The sequence below is a fragment of the Paraburkholderia sp. BL9I2N2 genome (assembly GCF_004339745.1).
GTDB lineage: Bacteria > Pseudomonadota > Gammaproteobacteria > Burkholderiales > Burkholderiaceae > Paraburkholderia.
Map to the genome: position 1 here is coordinate 2,510,656 of NZ_SMGP01000001.1, position 17,050 is coordinate 2,527,705.

14 protein-coding genes and 1 pseudogene are annotated in these 17,050 nt (G+C 60.4%); 3 read left to right on the forward strand and 12 right to left on the reverse strand.

The genetic code is table 11. The annotated features are described in order from the left end of the window. Positions 1-14 precede the first annotated feature (14 nt). The 9 genes and pseudogenes from B0G74_RS11625 to B0G74_RS11670 all read right to left on the reverse strand — a co-directional run bounded on the left by B0G74_RS11625 (position 15) and on the right by B0G74_RS11670 (position 10,306). Positions 15-1,118, reverse strand: a complete 1,104-nt coding sequence (locus B0G74_RS11625; protein ID WP_132374915.1) for a porin — start codon at positions 1,116-1,118, stop codon at positions 15-17. 369 nt (positions 1,119-1,487) lie between these two features. Then, positions 1,488-2,108, reverse strand: coding sequence for a response regulator (locus tag B0G74_RS11630; RefSeq protein WP_132374916.1), 621 nt, complete (start codon positions 2,106-2,108; stop codon positions 1,488-1,490). 96 nt (positions 2,109-2,204) lie between these two features. Continuing rightward, positions 2,205-3,341: pseudogene (locus B0G74_RS11640) on the reverse strand (aspartate ammonia-lyase); the annotation flags it as partial. Positions 3,342-3,364: 23 nt separating this feature from the next. Beyond that, complete coding sequence (gene pyrC / locus B0G74_RS11645; protein WP_132374917.1) at positions 3,365-4,420, reverse strand: dihydroorotase; 1,056 nt, start codon at positions 4,418-4,420, stop codon at positions 3,365-3,367. Positions 4,421-4,447: 27 nt separating this feature from the next. Beyond that, a complete protein-coding gene (locus B0G74_RS11650) occupies positions 4,448-5,701 on the reverse strand; it encodes an allantoate amidohydrolase (protein WP_132374918.1) in 1,254 nt (417 codons plus the stop codon). 89 nt (positions 5,702-5,790) lie between these two features. Further along, positions 5,791-6,741, reverse strand: a complete 951-nt coding sequence (locus tag B0G74_RS11655) for a dihydroorotate dehydrogenase (RefSeq protein WP_132374919.1) — start codon at positions 6,739-6,741, stop codon at positions 5,791-5,793. Continuing rightward, positions 6,734-7,582, reverse strand: a complete 849-nt coding sequence (locus B0G74_RS11660) for a dihydroorotate dehydrogenase electron transfer subunit (protein ID WP_132374920.1) — start codon at positions 7,580-7,582, stop codon at positions 6,734-6,736. Before B0G74_RS11660 ends, B0G74_RS11655 begins: the two co-directional genes overlap by 8 nt. Positions 7,583-7,652: 70 nt before the next feature. Beyond that, entirely contained in the window at positions 7,653-8,909 is a 1,257-nt protein-coding gene (locus B0G74_RS11665) for an MFS transporter (protein ID WP_132374921.1), read from the reverse strand. 338 nt (positions 8,910-9,247) lie between these two features. Beyond that, positions 9,248-10,306 carry a porin gene (locus B0G74_RS11670; protein WP_132374922.1) on the reverse strand — a complete coding sequence of 353 codons (1,059 nt, stop codon included), beginning with the start codon at positions 10,304-10,306 and terminating at the stop codon, positions 9,248-9,250. 266 nt (positions 10,307-10,572) lie between these two features. Between B0G74_RS11670 and B0G74_RS11675 the strand changes: the two genes are divergently transcribed. Continuing rightward, on the forward strand, positions 10,573-11,481 hold the full coding sequence (locus tag B0G74_RS11675; RefSeq protein WP_279388576.1) for a helix-turn-helix transcriptional regulator: 909 nt from the start codon (positions 10,573-10,575) through the stop codon (positions 11,479-11,481). Between the two features lie 92 nt (positions 11,482-11,573). Here the strand turns inward: B0G74_RS11675 and B0G74_RS11680 are convergent, their stop codons facing one another. The 3 genes from B0G74_RS11680 to B0G74_RS11690 all read right to left on the reverse strand — a co-directional run bounded on the left by B0G74_RS11680 (position 11,574) and on the right by B0G74_RS11690 (position 13,926). Beyond that, a complete protein-coding gene (locus B0G74_RS11680) occupies positions 11,574-11,897 on the reverse strand; it encodes a hypothetical protein (RefSeq protein WP_132374923.1) in 324 nt (107 codons plus the stop codon). 157 nt (positions 11,898-12,054) lie between these two features. Next, complete coding sequence (locus tag B0G74_RS11685) at positions 12,055-13,386, reverse strand: chloride channel protein (protein ID WP_132374924.1); 1,332 nt, start codon at positions 13,384-13,386, stop codon at positions 12,055-12,057. Between the two features lie 165 nt (positions 13,387-13,551). Beyond that, positions 13,552-13,926: an MAPEG family protein gene (locus B0G74_RS11690; RefSeq protein ID WP_132374925.1), complete on the reverse strand. Its 375-nt coding sequence runs from the start codon at positions 13,924-13,926 to the stop codon at positions 13,552-13,554. A 400-nt stretch (positions 13,927-14,326) separates the two neighbouring features. On the opposite strand from B0G74_RS11690, the gene B0G74_RS11695 reads away from it, so the two are divergent. Continuing rightward, entirely contained in the window at positions 14,327-15,547 is a 1,221-nt protein-coding gene (locus tag B0G74_RS11695) for an MFS transporter (protein ID WP_132374926.1), read from the forward strand. A gap of 346 nt (positions 15,548-15,893) precedes the next feature. Continuing rightward, the gene (locus tag B0G74_RS11700) at positions 15,894-16,760 is read left to right on the forward strand and encodes a TetR/AcrR family transcriptional regulator (protein WP_132374927.1); all 867 of its coding nucleotides are present in this window, start codon (positions 15,894-15,896) and stop codon (positions 16,758-16,760) included. Positions 16,761-17,050: the final 290 nt, after the last annotated feature.

A 17,050-nucleotide genomic window follows, 5' to 3' on the forward strand; every position in this document is an offset into this window, starting at 1 on the left:
CGGTAAAAAGCATATCAGAACGTGTGCATCATTCCGACATACACGCCGGTTTGCGATTCGCCGGCTATCGGGCTCGTCGGCGAGGACGAATCGCGCGGCGTCGCGAACACCGAGAACGTACCGTTCCTGCTGTTGTTCACGTAGGCGACGGTCCCGTAAAGAAAGGTACGCGAGTCTAGGTTATAGGTGGTCCCGAGCGCATAGAGCAAGGCATGGCTGCCAGGATCGTGCGAAGCATCTCCGGTACCTTCGCCTACCCGGATATAGAAGCCCGCCGCCGTCATGGCCCAGCGTGGCGTAGCCTGATAGGTGGCGCCCAGCCAGTAGTGGTCGGCGCTGTCGGCCACGCCTGCGGGCGAATCGGGCGCCGCGTAGTGTGTGTAGGCCGCCTGGATCTTGAACTTCTGCACGCGCACGTTCGCACCGACGAAATACTCGCGCGAGGCCGTGAAGATGTTGGATAAGCGCCCGCTCGAATCGCGTAGCTCGTCGTAGATGCCGCGCACGTCGAAGAGCGGTGAATGGTACGTGAGCATGATGCCGTCCGAGCGGCCGAACTCGCCCTCGGCGCCGTTGTTGAAACCGCTCGCCTGATTGCCAAAGGCATATTGGCCCTGAACGTCGAAGCCATGAAAGACCGGGCTGTGGTACTCGACGTTGTTGCTGGTCTGCTGCCAATTGCGCCCGCGCACGAGCGAAGCCGACGACACGGCCTGCTGCACGAACGGATCGAATTCCCAGACACCGTCGCTGTCGATAAAAAGATTGCGCCCGGCCTGCAACTGGCCCCACGTCTCGTTCTTGAGGCCGACATACGCGCGGCGCGAGAAGAGCCTGCCACCGCCAGTCGTGCCGTTCATGATCTGCAGCGCGGTTTCGAGGTCAAACAGTGCGGACATGCCGCCACCGAGATCTTCGGTGCCCTTGAAGCCCAGCATGCTGGTGCCCCAGTCGCCGCCTTCCGCGCTCCAACGGCTCGAACTGCCGCCCATGCCGTTGGCAATGTGATTCAGGTATTCGATCCCGCCATCGACACGGCCATACAGCGTCACGCTCGATTGTGCCGAAGCAGCCGTGCTGGCCGCGAGCAGGACGATACCGCACAGTTGATATTTCACGAGAGGTTCCAGGTTGATTCTCCTTTCGTTCTCCTTTCTGCCCCAGCCTCCGCTGTGCTGATGGATAGCGTCGTCAGGAACGAGTCAAAGCCGGACCGCCAACACAATCGCTCCCTCCAACCCTCGTTGTGATTCGCCCGGATCGTTGAGCACTGCCATGACGTACCAAACATGGGAATGCACTCTGAGTCTGCATACTACGAGGCGCAGCGGCCACTTGATATGACATATTTGTTGTAGCCGGTTACCCTGTACCGCTTGCGGATCTGCTGGAAAAGCCGCAATGGCAATGGTCTCAAGAATCGTCACGCCGCGGGTGCGCGGGTGCAAAGCAGCCCACCTTCAAAAGCCAGGCGGCATAGAACGTCGTCAAGGCGATGTTTCGAGTTGCAGTTTGCTTGCCTGCCTGACCAGAGTGGCAAATGAACCCGCCTGCATTTTTCTCATGATGTTGCCGCGATGCACCTGCACGGTGTATTCGGCGATGCCAAGGACGGCTGCCGCCTGCTTGTTGAGCAAACCGCTCGCGAGTAACGGCAACAGTTCCTGCTCACGAGGCGTCAGCGATCGATAGAGCGCCTGCAGCATCGCTGCCTCTTGCGCCTCCTTGCGAAGGACGTGCGCCGTGGCAAGCGCCGCCTCGACCGCGCGTATCAACGCATCCTCGTCGAGCGGCTTGGTGAGGAAATCGACAGCCCCGCTCTTCATGGCAAGGACCGCGGACGGCACATCGCCTCTTCCAGTAATGAAAATAACGGGAATCGAAGAGTCCGTGCCGACTAGCTTCTGAACTTCCAGGCCATTCATGCCTGGCATTCTCATATCCACGATCAGACATGCAACGACGTTGCGATGCGGCGTGTCCAGAAACGCTTCGCCAGAGTCGAATGTCTGGACGTCTCTTCCGTTTGCGCGCAACAGCGCAGCGAGTGCTTCTCGCACGCGTGTGTCGTCGTCGACCACATAGACCAGTTCGCTCGCGCAGTCCATGAAACCCCTCTATCGTTAGCGCGTGCCTCGCCCGACAGGCTTAACGCGGCGTCCATACGATTCCGCCATGCGCGTGCGACCACGCGACCGGGTCCTTGAGAAACGCTTCCAGTTCAACAGCGCATAGGCGATGATCGGTTCGAAGGCATTGAGCTGAAGCTGGCCGCCTTCCGCGGCAAAGGTCACGGTGATGTCGTTTCCAAACACCTCGAACGCCACCTGATTGACAACCTCCGGGATAACCGGATTGACCTTGCCGGGCATGATCGAAGAACCCGCCTGCATCGGCGGCAGGTTGATTTCACCGAAGCCTGCTCGTGGTCCGCTCGAAAGCAGGCGCAAGTCGTTGCAGGTCTTCGAGAGTTTCACGGCGATACGCTTGAGCACTCCGGAAATCTGAACGAACGCACCGCAGTCCTGCGTGGCTTCGATCAGATTTGGCGCTGTGCTCAGTTCGATACCCGTGATCCGTTGCAGCGCTTCGAGCGCCTTCTGCGCGTAATCGGGGTGAGCGGTGATGCCTGTGCCGATGGCGGTAGCACCGAGGTTGATCTCCCGAATCAACGCCGACGCCTCACGCAAGCGCGCCATATCCTCTTCGAGCATAACCGCGTAGGTAGAAAACTCCTGCCCGAGCGTCATTGGAACTGCGTCCTGCAGTTGCGTGCGGCCGAGCTTCAGCAAACCCGCAAACTCCAATGCTTTTTCATCGAATGCCGCATGCAGTTGCGCCATGGCTTCGAGCAGGTGCTCGATGGCAAAGAATGTGGCGATGCGCAAAGCCGTGGGATAAACGTCGTTCGTGCTTTGTGCGAGATTGACGTGTTCGTTCGGGTGAAGATGCGCGTACTCGCCCCGCTTGTGGCCCATCAGTTCGAGCGCACGGTTGCAGATCACCTCGTTGGCGTTCATGTTGGTCGAAGTCCCCGCGCCGCCCTGGATCACGTCCACGACGAACTGCTCATGCAGGTGACCTTCACGTATCTCGATACACGCGGCGACGATCGCATCGCGCAATGTTGGCGACAGCAGACCGAGTTCAGCGTTGGCAACGGCTGCAGCCTGCTTCACTGCGGCAAGTGCGATGATCAGATTGGGATAGCACGAGACGGTCGTCCCCGAAATCTCGAAGTTTTCTTTCGCTCGTAACGTATGCACGCCGTAGTACGCTTCTTGCGGCACTTGTCGCTCGCCAAGAAGGTCATATTCAACGCGGAACTCCTGATTGCTCATAGCTCTCTCCGACGGGTCTTTTACTAGGCGTTCGAGTGGTCGACGAGGCGCCAGGGCAATTCGCCGCCTCCCATGAATGTTTCAATCGATTTGCCGTCACCGAGTTCGACGTTTCGTGGCGCGTCATTGCGTTCCCGCGTCAGCGTCACGGTGCCTTCGTTCGGTGGAAGGTCATAAAAACGGCGGCCGTTATCGCTTGCGAAGGCCTCAAAGCGGTTGAGCGCATGTTCTTCGTCGAACACCGTCAGGTAGGCCTCAAGGGCTGTCGGCGCGCTAAAGATACCGGCGCAACCGCACGCGGCTTCTTTGGCGCCGCGCTCGTGCGGTGCCGAATCAGTGCCGAGAAAAAACGACGGTGAGCCGGAAGTCGCGACACGCCGCAGCGCAAGTCGATGTTGCTCGCGCTTGAGGACCGGCAAACAGTAGTAATGCGGCCGCAATCCCCCGGTGAACATCGCGTTCCGGTTCAAAAGCAGATGCTGCGGTGTGATGGTCGCCGCGAGCCGGCCACTGGTGTCCGCGTCAACAAAGTCAGCGGCCTCTTCGGTGGTAATGTGCTCGAGCACGATCCTGAGCGCCGGAAACCTGTCGAGCAAGGGCTTGAGCGTGCGCTCAATAAAGACAGTCTCCTTGTCAAAAACATCGATAGCCGGGTCGGTGCTTTCACCGTGAATGAGAAGCGGCATGCCCAGTTCCTGCATGACATCGAGCACGCTTGCGACCTTGTCGATGCCGGTCACGCCGTACTCGGAATGCGTCGTGGCGCCGGCGGGATACAGCTTCACCGCCGTGAACACGCGCGCCTCGAATCCCTTCCGGATTTCCGCAGGGTCGGTGTCGTCACACAGGTAGCATGTCATCAACGGCTCGAATGCAGAGCCTGCGGGCAATGCTTCGAGGATGCGCTCGCGATAGGCTCGCGCGGCTGCTACCGACGTAACCGGCGGTTTGAGGTTGGGCATCACGATGGCGCGGCCGAACTGGCGCGCCGAAAACGGCAGCACGGTGCGAAGCATCGCGTCATCGCGCAAATGCAGATGCATGTCATCCGGGCGCCGGATGGTAATTGACTGAACCATGACTGTTCCTTGACCTGAGCGGACTCGTTAGAGATGGTCGATGGTGTCGGCAAGCACACGCACGCCAAGCATGAAATCGTCGATGTCCATCGCTTCATGCGGATTGTGGGAGCCGTTCTCGTTGCGGATGAACAGCATGCCGCTGGGGATACCCGCGTTTGCAAACAGCGACGCGTCGTGCCCCGCGCCGCTAGGCACGGTCTCATAAGGTGTCGCCATGCGCTCGCAAGACGCGGCGAGCGCGGCGCAAATCTTCTCGTCCATCGTGGCGGGCGAAGACTCCAGGCGCCGGTCGAATTCGAATTTCACGCCACGTTCGCGCGAAATCGACGCGCACTCGGTACGCATCAACTGGTAGAACCCTTCGAGCGTGTCATGGCTCTTGCTGCGCGCTTCGAAGCTGAAGTGCACCGTGCCCGGAATACGCGAGATGGAATGCTCGGACGGGTCCGTACCCACGATGCCCGTCGTCACGACGAGGTCTATGCCGCGCTCGAGCAGCACGCGCCAGTGTTCGTCCAGCCTGGTGATCAGGTCCGCCACGGCGAACATCGCATCGTGACGCAGCCAGCGAGGGACTGCGCCCGAGTGACCCGCCTCGCCGACACAGGTAATCCGGTTGTGCCGGACGTTGCCACGAATGCCCGGCACCACCCCGAGTGCAATCTTGCGGGCGACCATGATGGGGCCCTGCTCGATATGCAGTTCGAGATACGCTTTGGCGCGGGATTGATCGAAGAGCATTTCCTGAGACGCAATGGCGGCGGTGTCCGCGCCAACCTGCTCCATGTAGCTGGCGAGCGACTTGCCCGAGGTTCGATGCTTGAGTTCGAGATCCTGTGCGGAGAGCTTGCCGAAGAGGGAGCCCGAGCCCATATAAGCCTTGCCGAACCATGCGCTTTCCTCCCCGCGAAAGGCAATGACGCGCAGCGGCGTACCCGACGCTCGACCACTCTGCTTCTGCGCAACCAGGCAGAGTAAGCCCGCGATGATGCCGGCAAGGCCGTCGAAGTTGCCGCCCTGCGGCACCGAATCCATATGCGAGCCGACCCAGACGGCCGGCTGCTGCGTGTCGCTTTCGGGCAGACTGAAAATAAGGTTGGCGGCGCGGTCGACATCGACATGCAGCCCTTCCTTCCCGGCAAAGTGCCGCAGGTAATCGGCCGCTGCGGACTCGCCTTTGCCATAGCTGTCTCGCGTGACACCTACACCGTCGGATGAGAGTTCGCGAATATCATCGAAGAGTTGCTGCGCGAGCCCGGTGAGGTCAAGTATTTCCATGATGCCCGTCCATTTGCACAATGTGCCGGTGCTATCCGGCACTTTCCCGAAGGCACTCGGTGAGCGAGCCGCCTTCACGCAACGAGGATTCAGCCTGACTGTTGTGCAAACCGCAGCCAGCGGTCGCTCAACTGACGATCCAGCTTCACCTGGCCGGTCAGGTCCCGAATGCTCTCGACGCCCATTTCCGTGCAGTACGCCTCAAGACCGTCGATGATTTTCTGCATGACGCCCGGGTCGCGGAACGATGCCGTTCCAACCTGTACAGCACTCGCACCCGCGAGCATGAATTCGACGGCGTCTTCGGCGGTCTGGATACCGCCACAGCCGATAATCGGAATCCGCACAGCCCTATAGCACTGGTGAACAAGCCGCACCGCGATGGGTTTGATGGCGGGACCGGACAGGCCGCCCATCACATTGCCGAGCTTCGGCTTACGGGTCCGGACATCGATCGCCATGCCGAGCACCGTGTTGCCCATCACGATGGCGTCCGCGCCGGCGTCTTCGGCTGCCCGCGCGACGGCCGCGATATTGCTCGCATTCGGCGTGAGCTTGACCCAGAACGGGTGATCGGTGCGCCGGCGAATTGCCGACACGGCCTTGTAGGTCGTATCGGGCAGCATGGCGAACGCCATGCCGTCTGCTTCAAGATTCGGACACGATATGTTCGCCTCGATCGCTGCCACTTCCGGCAACGACATCTCCTCGCAGGCCTCGGCAAACTCGTCGGCGGTATCGGCTGAAATGGAAACGACAACCGGCGTATCGAACTTCAGATACGGCGGCAGCACATGCTCGCGGTAATACTCGAGCCCCTTGCTCGGGATGCCTATCGAATTGAGCATCCCGCTGTAGCTATCCGCCACGCGCGGCGTGGGGTTACCCGCGCGCGACGTTGGCGACACGCTCTTCACCACGAGCGCGCCAAGACGATTGAGGTCCAGCGCTTCCTGGTATTCAATCGCGAAACAGCCTGACGCCGGCATGACGGGGTTGCGCAAAATCATGTTGCCAACCCGGGCGGTTAAATTAGCCAAATTCCACCTCCCCAACCACCTCGCGGATGGGAAACACTGGGCCTTCGCGACAGACGCGAAGGAATTTGCGGTCACCGTCGCAATCGAACAACCGCACGCATGAAAGACAGACGCCCATGCCGCACGCCATGCGTTGTTCCATCGCGACTTCGGCGGTGATTCGCGGATAGTCGGAAAGGACGCGCTGCAACAGCATCAACAGACGATGCGACCCACAGGTATAGATGGCATCAGGACGCTGCTGCTCGATGAGCTCACGCAGCAGCACCTCCATCGCTTCGACCGAAGACGTTCCGTCCGCATCGAAAACACTGCGGACATCCGCCGTCGCGCCCCGCAGAAACTCTTTTTCCATGAGGTCGGCCGGCGAGCGTGCCGACATGACGGCCGTGATGTCGACACCCGCTTGGGACGCTTCCTTGATGAGCGGAGCCATCGTGGCCAGACCGACGCCACGCGCGACCACGAGAATGCGGCGATAGTTGGCGCTGAAGGTGAAGGTGTTGCCCAACGGCCCGACGATGTCCATGCGACCGCCTTCGAGCAAGGTCGCCATCGCCTTCGTGCCAACGCCCGTGACGTTGTAGAGAAACTCGATGCGGTTGTCTTCGGGACCGGCACCATAGACACTCATCGGGCGCAGCAGGAACGGTTCGTGTTCCAGCGTAGTCGGGCATTTGAGCTGGTAGAACTGCCCAGCCTTCGTGATTCGCGCGATGGGCGCGTCTGCTTCCAGACGGATGTACTTGTATCGCTGGTTGACCCAGTAGTGCTCTGCGACTCTGCAACGATAGGAAGCGACAATTGCGGCGTTCTCGACGCCGCACGGGCTTGCTGACATGATGACTCCACTCTTCGATAACGCTGCGGACCGGTCAGGTGAACAGAGCGGTTCACAGCAAACTGTCTGGTTATTCCAGTTCCGCGCCCTTCAACTCGGGAATGAGAAAGATCGTTGCGACCATGTCGAGCACATAGATGCTTGCGAGCAGGGCAATCGCGAGTTGCAGCGAATAAGCAGCGGCAATACCACCCACGACGATAGGACCCAATCCGCCGACCGCGCGGCCGACATTGAAAAGAACGTTCTGTGCGGTAGCGCGCGCCGCTGTCGGATAGGCCTCCGACATCAGGGCACCGTAGCCGCCAATCATTCCGTTGACGAACATGCCCATGAGCGCGCCGGCCCACAGCATCACGCCTGGGTCTGAGAGCTTCGAATAGGTAATGACCATCGCCACCGCGCCAGCCTGGAAGAGCAGGAAGGTCGGCTTGCGTCCAATGCGGTCCGCCAACTGGCCGAAGATATAGACTCCGACCATCATTCCGACGATGGTCACCGACGTCCAGAGCGCCGACTTGGTGAGACCAAATCCAAGCGTTCTGGCGAGGTAAGTCGGTAGCCAGATCATGATGCCGTAGTAACCGAAGTTCTGGACCGAACACAGAATGACGATGCCGAGACTCGTGCGGGCGGTGCGTCCGTCGGCGATGAGCAGCCTGAAGGCGTTAGGCTTCCTGGCTGATGTCTTCGCACTCCGCACGAACACTTCAGGCTCATGCAGCTTGTTGCGCACGACCCATGCAACGAGTGCCGGCGCCACGCCGAGCAGGAACATGCCGCGCCAGCCGATATGCGGAAGCAGCAGCGGCGTGAGTAGAGAGGCTGCAAGCACGCCGCTCTGCCAGCCGAGCGCAACATACGACGACACGCGCGCGCGATGTCTTGCAGGCCATGCTTCAGCGGCCAACGCCATGCCGATTCCGAACTCACCACCCAGACCGATACCCGCGACTGTCCGGTAGGCCAGCAAATCCCAGAAGCCGTGAGCGAAGGCACACATCCCGGTGAAGAGCGCAAAAATCACGATGGTCCACGTCAGAACCCGGATGCGGCCGAACCGGTCCGACAGCGCGCCGAACAGAATGCCACCGCCCACCGCGCCAATCAGCGTCCACGTGACCAGCGCACCCGACTGCTGCGTGCTCAGATGCAGATCCAACGCGATGGCAGGCAACATGAACCCAAGAATGAGCAGGTCGAATCCGTCCATCGCGTAGCCGATCGCCGAACCGGCCAGTGCTTTCCAGGCGTACTTGCTGGGACGGTCGTCCGCCCCGACTGGCGCGCTGGCATCGTGCCCTGCCGCCCTTGCATTTGCTTCCATGACTTCCTCCAGTGGAGACTTCCCTTCAAGCGATTCGAAAACGGTCTTTGTGGACCCGCGCGTCAACCACAACGCTATTCGTACAAAAAAATAGACGATCAGCGCGCCTGAAATCATCCCGCAAGACACAAATCGGGAAACTTCATGCAATGCGCTGTGTAGTGACGTCCCGGGTCTTGAACTACGTAGAAAGGTGGCTGTCTCGGACGCTGAACTCTGTCGGTTCAGAGGGCCGTCTAAATATTTAGACTACGCGCTTTTGGCGCACCCTGCAACGCGATTTCCGTCAGTGAAAACCCGTAAGCGCGAATTGGCCGAACGCAGGTCGCGCCACGCACTCAGAAGTTGTGGCGAAGGCCTGCGCCGTATGTCAGTCCCGTGGACTGGCTAGCGTAGTGGTCGTATTTGAACGCCGCGTACACATCGGTACGCTTGGAGAGCGGATAGTCGTATCCGACCGCCCAGGTGGTGCGGTGAACGCCGCCACTGTTCGGCCCCGTCGACTTCGAATACACAAAGTCTCCGAGCACCGACCCCACGCCCACGGGAATCGAGACGCCAAGCTGCTCCGAATTGGTCGTTGTCGTACCCAGCGTCGCCTTGTCGCGGATGTTCATGAAGCCGGCGAATACGCGAACCACGTTGAAGTTGTACGACCCGTCGAGTTGAATCGTCTCCTGGCTCTTGAGACCGGGTATAGCCGGCAATGCCGTCGCGATGTCACCCGCCACATTGCTGTAGTTGATGTACTGGTAGTTGGCCGCGAGCACGACCGGGCCGTTCGCATAGTTGAGCGTCCCACCCCACTTGTGCGCACCGGCGTCACCCGCCGTGTTACCGAACGAATAGATCACGGTACCGTTCAGGCCGCCGATCGTCGGCGACGAATAGGCTACGGCGTTGTTCCAGCCGGAATCGCCCACGACGCCCTGCGGACCGAGCCCCTTATACGTGTGGAAAATCCACGGAGAGAACGTATAGGAGTTGAAGAACGGATTGAGATTGATCGTTGAAATGTACAGAGGCGTTGTCAACCTCCCCGCACGAATGGAACCATACGGCGTGGCAATGCCGAGGTACGCGTTGCGAGAGAAGAAACTGTCGTTCGTGAAGCGGCCGTACGTGCCGTTCTGCGGCTGGAAATAGCTCTCGAGCACGAAGAATGTGGAATAGCCACCGCCCAGGTCCTCTGTCCCGCGAAGCCCCCAAAAAGACGTCGACAGCCCGCCCCCTTGCGTCACCACGGCCGCATGGGCGCCCGGGTTTTTGACGGAGCCGACAAACGCGTCGACCAGACCGTAAAGCTGCACCGAGGATTGCGCGAACGCCGGAGCGCTCAGCGCGGCAGTGCCGAAGAGACAAAGACTCGGCAGGAGTTTGAATTTTGCACCAGACATGAAAAGCCTCTTGTTCGTTTCAGCTGACAGCCGCGTGGTCTTCCGGATTGCGTCGTCGACATCGCAAACGCGCACCGGGCATCTGTGACGCGCCGCCGGGCGAACGTCACATGAGAATCTTGCGACCGTCTAAATAAAACGACAAGTGTACAAAAAAGCAAAAACTCTAGAATTTTGCCAAAAACGCCTCGGTATCTTCCCTGGTAATGCAGCTTTGACGACGCCTTGAGGTACAATTCGTTTGGATTTTTATACGAGGATGTATCGTGGCCGAAGTTCTAGGTTTCCGCAAAACAGCGCCCACTTTCGACTTCCTCGCTATCGGCGAGCGCCTTCGCGCCTATCGCATGGCTCGCGGACTTCGCTCCGACGACATTGCTGAACGGCTCGCAATTTCCCGCGCCGCCGTCTACAACCTCGAGCGTGGTGAAATCGTCAAGATTGAAACGCTCGAGCGTCTGGCAGCGCTGCTGGAAGTGACGCTTCCCAATCTGCTCGGGGTTGAGTCCGAGTACCACGACTCCGCGGTCAGTTACTTCGAGCGCATGCGCCAGCTCGAATCGCGCTCGACGCGCATCCTCGCCAACTTCGATCCGATTTCATTCCTGCTTACCTCTGAAGCGTACCCGCAGCATCTGCGCTCCATGCTTGACGAGAGCGTGCCCGACGAACTGGTCGGAGAAAGCTCGAAGCGGATCAACAGCGACGTCCTGAAAATTCTGGCCGCACGGCGCAAGGTGTTCGAACAGCAGCGTCCTGGCATCCTCAGCCTGATTGGTCTCCGGCAGATTGAGCAGTTCCTGCATCATGGGCTGGTGGGCCGTTTAGGCCTGCCTTCAGGCGTGCAACTCGAGCGAAAAATTGCGGCACGCAAGGAAGTCGCACACATGATCGAGGTGTTGAACAGCGACCCTATTGGCGTCCAGGTCGGTATCGTGACCGACAATCTGCCGAGTGAGACCTTCCAGATTTTCGAGGAACCGGGCAGCCAGCATGTAGCGGTATCGCCCTTTCGCCTCGGCGAACTCCCGAATGTGCGAACAGGTATTGCGACGATTACAACGTCAGCCGATGCTGTCGCGATGTACCGCGGCCTGATCGAGCGCGTGTGGGCCGGTTCCGCCAAAGGGCGCGACGGCGCGAAGCTCCTGCAACTGCTACTCGATCGCGGTTAATCCCGCAGGATGCCCCGACCTCGCCGCGGCCGCTGTTAGCGCCGGATCATACGACAGGCGCACACGACAATTTTCAGATGCACGCCGCCAGGTCAGACGACCATGGCCGGCGCCACCTTCGCGGCGAACGCGTTGAGGGCCTCGAGAAAAGCGGCATCCGAGGCTTCGCTGGCCTCTTTCAGTGCCTTTGTATCGCGCCGCAACTCAGCGAGAAATTCATCGACCAAACCGGTGGATACGGCAACGCCCTCGTGACGTTCGCTAAAAGCGTTCGCCCGCTCCGCAAGTAGCACGAGAGCCGCCGATTCACGCCCCGAAGCGGTGGCTGCGTCGCGGCACTGCGATGCGAAATGGCGGATGTCAGAGAAGCCGACGTGTGAGCGCTCGAGCCACACGCTTGCGAGCTGAAGATTCATTTTGCGTCCCTCATTCGACAATGATGCGACAACGCTGCATGAGCCATGCAGACGTGCCGGAGACCACATCATGCTCCCGTCTAAAAAAAAAGACAACCGGCCGGGCGGCATTTGGCCGTGCGGCGCTCAACCCGCGTCGTCGCGAATAGCACAAGCCTTATCGCGCTTTGCTCGCGCCACTCCAGCTAAACCCAAAGTTCGACTGCATTGCAGGCGCCCACTTCGCACACGCACGAAAACCCAACAGCGCGCCGCCCACGGCAAACAACACAGGAATCAGAAAATCCTGGCTTACGCGGGTGAATTCGAACATGAGCACCACCGCCGTAATCGGCATCTGCATCGAGGCAGCGAGAAACGCCGTTGCGCCGACCACCGCAAATGCGCCCAACGACGCCCCCGGCCACACGAGGCTCCACAATCCGCCGAGCACGATCGCCAGCAGCGCGCCATTCGCGAGCCCCGGCGTGAGCAGGCCGCCTTCGGCGCCCGCGCGCAAACTGCTCGCGGTGATGACCACCTTCAGCACCAGCAGCATCGCGGCGAGACTGATGGTCAAGCCGCCATCGAATGCCAGTCCCGCAGGTCCCTTGCCATTGCCGAGCAACTGCGGGAAATGCATCGCGAGGACGCCGATCATCGCGAAGTTCAGCAGCGACAACACGGGCAGGCGCCAGTTCTTCGGCGCGGCCGCGCGCGAGCGATTCATCAGTTCCGTGAAGCTCCACGCCGCCACGCCGAAAATCGGACCGCACACCACGGACCAGACCACGAGCGTGGGGCTGAGGGTCATCGACGGCACGAGATATTGATGCTCGTTGCCCAGTCCCAGTTGCGCGACCAACGCGGCCACCGACGAGGTCACGATGGCCGGCACCAGTGCGGGCCAGCCGAAGGTGCCCAGCAAGACCTCGAGCACGAACACCGCGCCGCCGAGCGGCACGTTATAGACCGCGGCCAAACCGGCGCCCGCGCCGCACGCCACCATGATCCGGCTCTGCGCGACCGACAGCCCCGCGCGGCGCGACAGCCAGCCGGCGAACGCCGAGCCGATCTCACGCGGCGCGACTTCGCGGCCGAGCGGCGAGCCGAGCGCCACGGTGACGATCTGCAGCACTGCATGGATCGTCGTGCTCATTATGGGCATCCGCGGATCGTCGGATTTGACGGCCTGGCGAATGCTCACGAGCGGCCGGCCGAATCGATATAGCGCCCACCAGCCGAATCCCGCCACCAGGCCGCAAATCGTCAGCACGAGCAGGCGGCGTTCGGGCGCGGCACCACTGACGCCCTGTAGAAAACTCTCGGCGCTGATCACGTGCGTCACGCTGTAGCCGTATGCAAGATGCTGGACGCCGTGCAGCAGCAACGCGAGCAGCATGCCGCCGAGACCGGCGCCGATACCCGTGAGCAACGTGACCGCGGCGATCACGGCAAACGGACTGCGCTCGCGGCGTACAGGCTCCGAAGTGATTGATTTGACTGACATGGCGCGTCGACAAAAGCGAAATAAGTGGGATGACGACCATGGTATTCCGCGACGCAACATGAATCAAATTGATTTTTCAGCTCGACTGATGCGCAAGGTGCATATATTGAAAATGGCGACTTTCCGGTCCGCCCCGCGCGACCGGCGCGGTGCCATCGCACAGAATTAGCGAGTGGAAACGAAGAACATCGACACCACGCACGCGACGCCGACAAACCAGACCAAAGAACGCAGCGACGCGAGATTCGCGACATACAGCACGCCGTGCAACACACGTGCGACGACAAACGTGATCGCCAGCCAGTTGATCCACGTACCCGATCCGCCCGCCTGTCCCGCTACGACGACCGCCGCGGTGAACATCGCCAGCGCTTCCCACGCGTTCTGATGCGCGGCATGTGCCCGCGCGCGCCAGCCTTCGAGACCGGCAAGATAAGCGCGTGGCGTGCGATTGTCGTAGCACTTGCTGACCTTCGCCAGCATGGTCCACGGAAACGGCAACAGCGCCACGATGAGCAGGCATAAATGCGGAATCGTCATAGGTTGGTGTCCCTTGTATGCACGGCACGAAATGCCGCGAGCCGCTGTTATACCCGCGGCCCGCACCGCCGCCAACTGGAATTCCGCGAGCGTCACTTCTACCGATAGGCGAATCACTAAACTCAAAATGACCGGATCAGCAAGAAAATCACATCCGAAATAGATTACAAATAAAAAACTAAATCGCACACACCATTAATACAATAATTACATTTAGCCAACATAAATGGCGCGCTTCATGAAATCTGCTCCAGGGATTAATACGGATAAACGCGCGTTCATTCATGCAAGCTTTTAACAGTCGGCGTACACTCGCTCGAAGCCCATGCCACGGGGCGTGCGGGGCTGCGGAGCCACCTGTCGTCAAACACGGGTGATTGGAGAACCAGGAGAACAATCAATGAGTTGGACACGGGAACAGAGAAACGTCACGATCGCTGCCTATCTGGGCTGGACACTCGACGCATTCGATTTCTTTCTAATGGTGTTCGTATTGAAAGATATTGCGGCGGAGTTCAATACAAAAATCCCCGAGGTCGCCTTCGGCATCATGCTGACCTTGGTGATGCGTCCGCTCGGCGCATTGATTTTCGGCTGGCTCGCCGACAAGTACGGCCGCCGTCCCACGCTGATGGTCAATATCGCGTGTTTCTCCCTGCTGGAATTACTGTCCGGCTTTTCGCCGAACCTGGCCACTCTGCTCGTGCTGCGCGCGCTGTTCGGCATCGCGATGGGCGGCGAATGGGGCGTCGGCGGCGCACTGACCATGGAAACCGTGCCGCCGAAGTCGCGCGGCATCGTCTCGGGTCTGCTGCAGGCCGGCTATCCGAGCGGCTATCTGCTCGCCTCGGTCGTGTTCGGCGTGTTCTATCAGTACATCGGCTGGCGCGGCATGTTCTTCGTCGGCGTACTGCCGGCGTTGCTCGTGCTGTATGTGCGGGCGCACGTGCCGGAATCGCCGGCCTTCAAGACGCTCGAAAAGAAAGCGCGTCCGGGTCTCGTCGCCACGCTCAGGCAGAACGTCAAGCTGTCGCTGTACGCGATCATTCTGATGACCGCGTTCAATTTCTTCTCGCACGGCTCACAAGATCTGTATCCGACCTTCCTGCGCGTGCAGCATCAGTTCGACGCGCACACGGTGTCGTGGATCACGATCGTGCTGAACATCGGCGCGATTTGCGGCGGCCTGTTCTTCGGCGCATTGTCGGAAAAGATCGGCCGCAAGCGCGCGATCTTCATTGCTGCGTTGATCGCGTTGCCAGTGCTGCCGCTGTGGGCCTTCTCGACCACGCCGGTGCTGCTCGCAGTGGGCGCCTTCCTGATGCAGATCTCCGTGCAGGGCGCATGGGGCGTGATTCCGGTGCACCTGAACGAAATCTCGCCCGATGAAATTCGCGCGACGTTCCCCGGTCTCGTGTATCAGCTCGGCAATCTGATCGCGTCGGTGAACGGACCGTTGCAGGCGAGCGCCGCCGAAGCGCACGGCAACAACTACGCGCTCATCATGGCGGTTGTGATCGGTATCGTGGCAGTGGTGATTGCCGCGCTGATTCCGTTCAGCCGCGAGCGCCGCGGCATCGACATGACACAGTCGGCCAAGCAGGTTGCGGCACGGGTTTAAGCGTTCGAACCAAACAGCTATTTTGCCGACGCATTATCTGGAACAATAGGCGCAAAGGCCGCGCGACGCAGAGCACGCGTCAGCAAATAGCAGCAAGGCCAAACAAGTGGCGAGCAATACGAGGCCGTTCCGATTTCCATCGGAACGGCCTTTTTTATTTCCGCGCGGTTTGACGCGCCGCGAGCATGGAAAGTCGACGTTCATCAGGTCTTCTAGAGGAGTTAGTCGACTGTGACCCCTTGATCGCACACCTCATTTCTTCTTATCCTGAAAAAAACAGCCGTTTCAAATAAGCATTTGAATTGCTTGTTTGCGGTCCGGACGCCCGGTAACTGGGAGACGCGATATGGCAGTTCGCACAACAGGCCGGCATGCCGGCGACACGAAGTCCCGCATCCTCGACGCCGCCGAAACACTCTTTATCGAATGCGGCTATGAAGCCATGTCATTGCGGCAGATTACTTCGCGCGCCGAAGTAAATCTCGCGGCAGTGAACTATCACTTCGGCAGCAAGGAATCGCTGATTCACTCGATGCTGTCGCGCCGCCTCGACCACCTCAACCAGGAGCGGCTCAAGCTGCTCGATCGCTTCGACACCATGCTCGGCGAGCGCCTGACCTGCGAGCACGTGCTCGGCGCGATGTTCATTCCGGCGCTGCGCCTGTCGCGCGATCCGCGCGTCGGCGGCAAGGCGTTTCTGCGTTTGCTCGGCCGCGCTTATACCGATCCGTCGTCGTTCATTCGCGACTTTCTCAACGGGCACTACGCCTCTGTGGCGGTGCGCTTTTTCGATGCGTTCCAGCGCGCGTTGCCGCATCTGCCGCGCGAGGAACTCGGCTGGCGTCTGCACTTCGCGATCGGCGCGCTGTCGGGCGTGCTGGCCGGCACCGACACGGACAGCCTGATTTCCGAGTTCTCGCAGGGCAAGTCGATGAACGACCTGCAACTCATCGCACGCCTCGCCTCGCTGATGGTGGCCGCGCTCAAGGCGCCGTTGCCCGACGGCACACAACTGGCCGCGTTCGCCGCGGTCCTCGGCGACGCCAGCGACGGCGGCGCGGAGTGCGCCGGCGACGGCGGCGCGGAAGGCACGAGCGCGGCACACACTGGAGGCGGATCGGAGTCGCCCTCACCGGCCGTATCGGAAGGCGAACATCGTGACGGCGGCATGGAAGCAGGTTCGCGTCAGCACGCATTTCACCGCACAGCTTAACGATCGAGCGCGGCGGGCAGCGCGCCGTCATGAGCCGTCACCCGCACGCGGCGCCCGTGAGAGCGGGCAGACGGATCACTACCGCACCATGCAGGCAACCCGCGCAATAGTAAGCATGCCGCAGCTTCGAACCCGTGATCGACCGGCAATGCCTACACTACCGGTCAGCGCCAGACAGGCAACAAGTACTCAACAAACACTCAGCAAGAAGGCAGCCGACCACCATGAACGCCGCATACCTGAGCAGCACGTCTAAGTCCCGCACCTAAGCGACGCCGCGCTGTCGAACG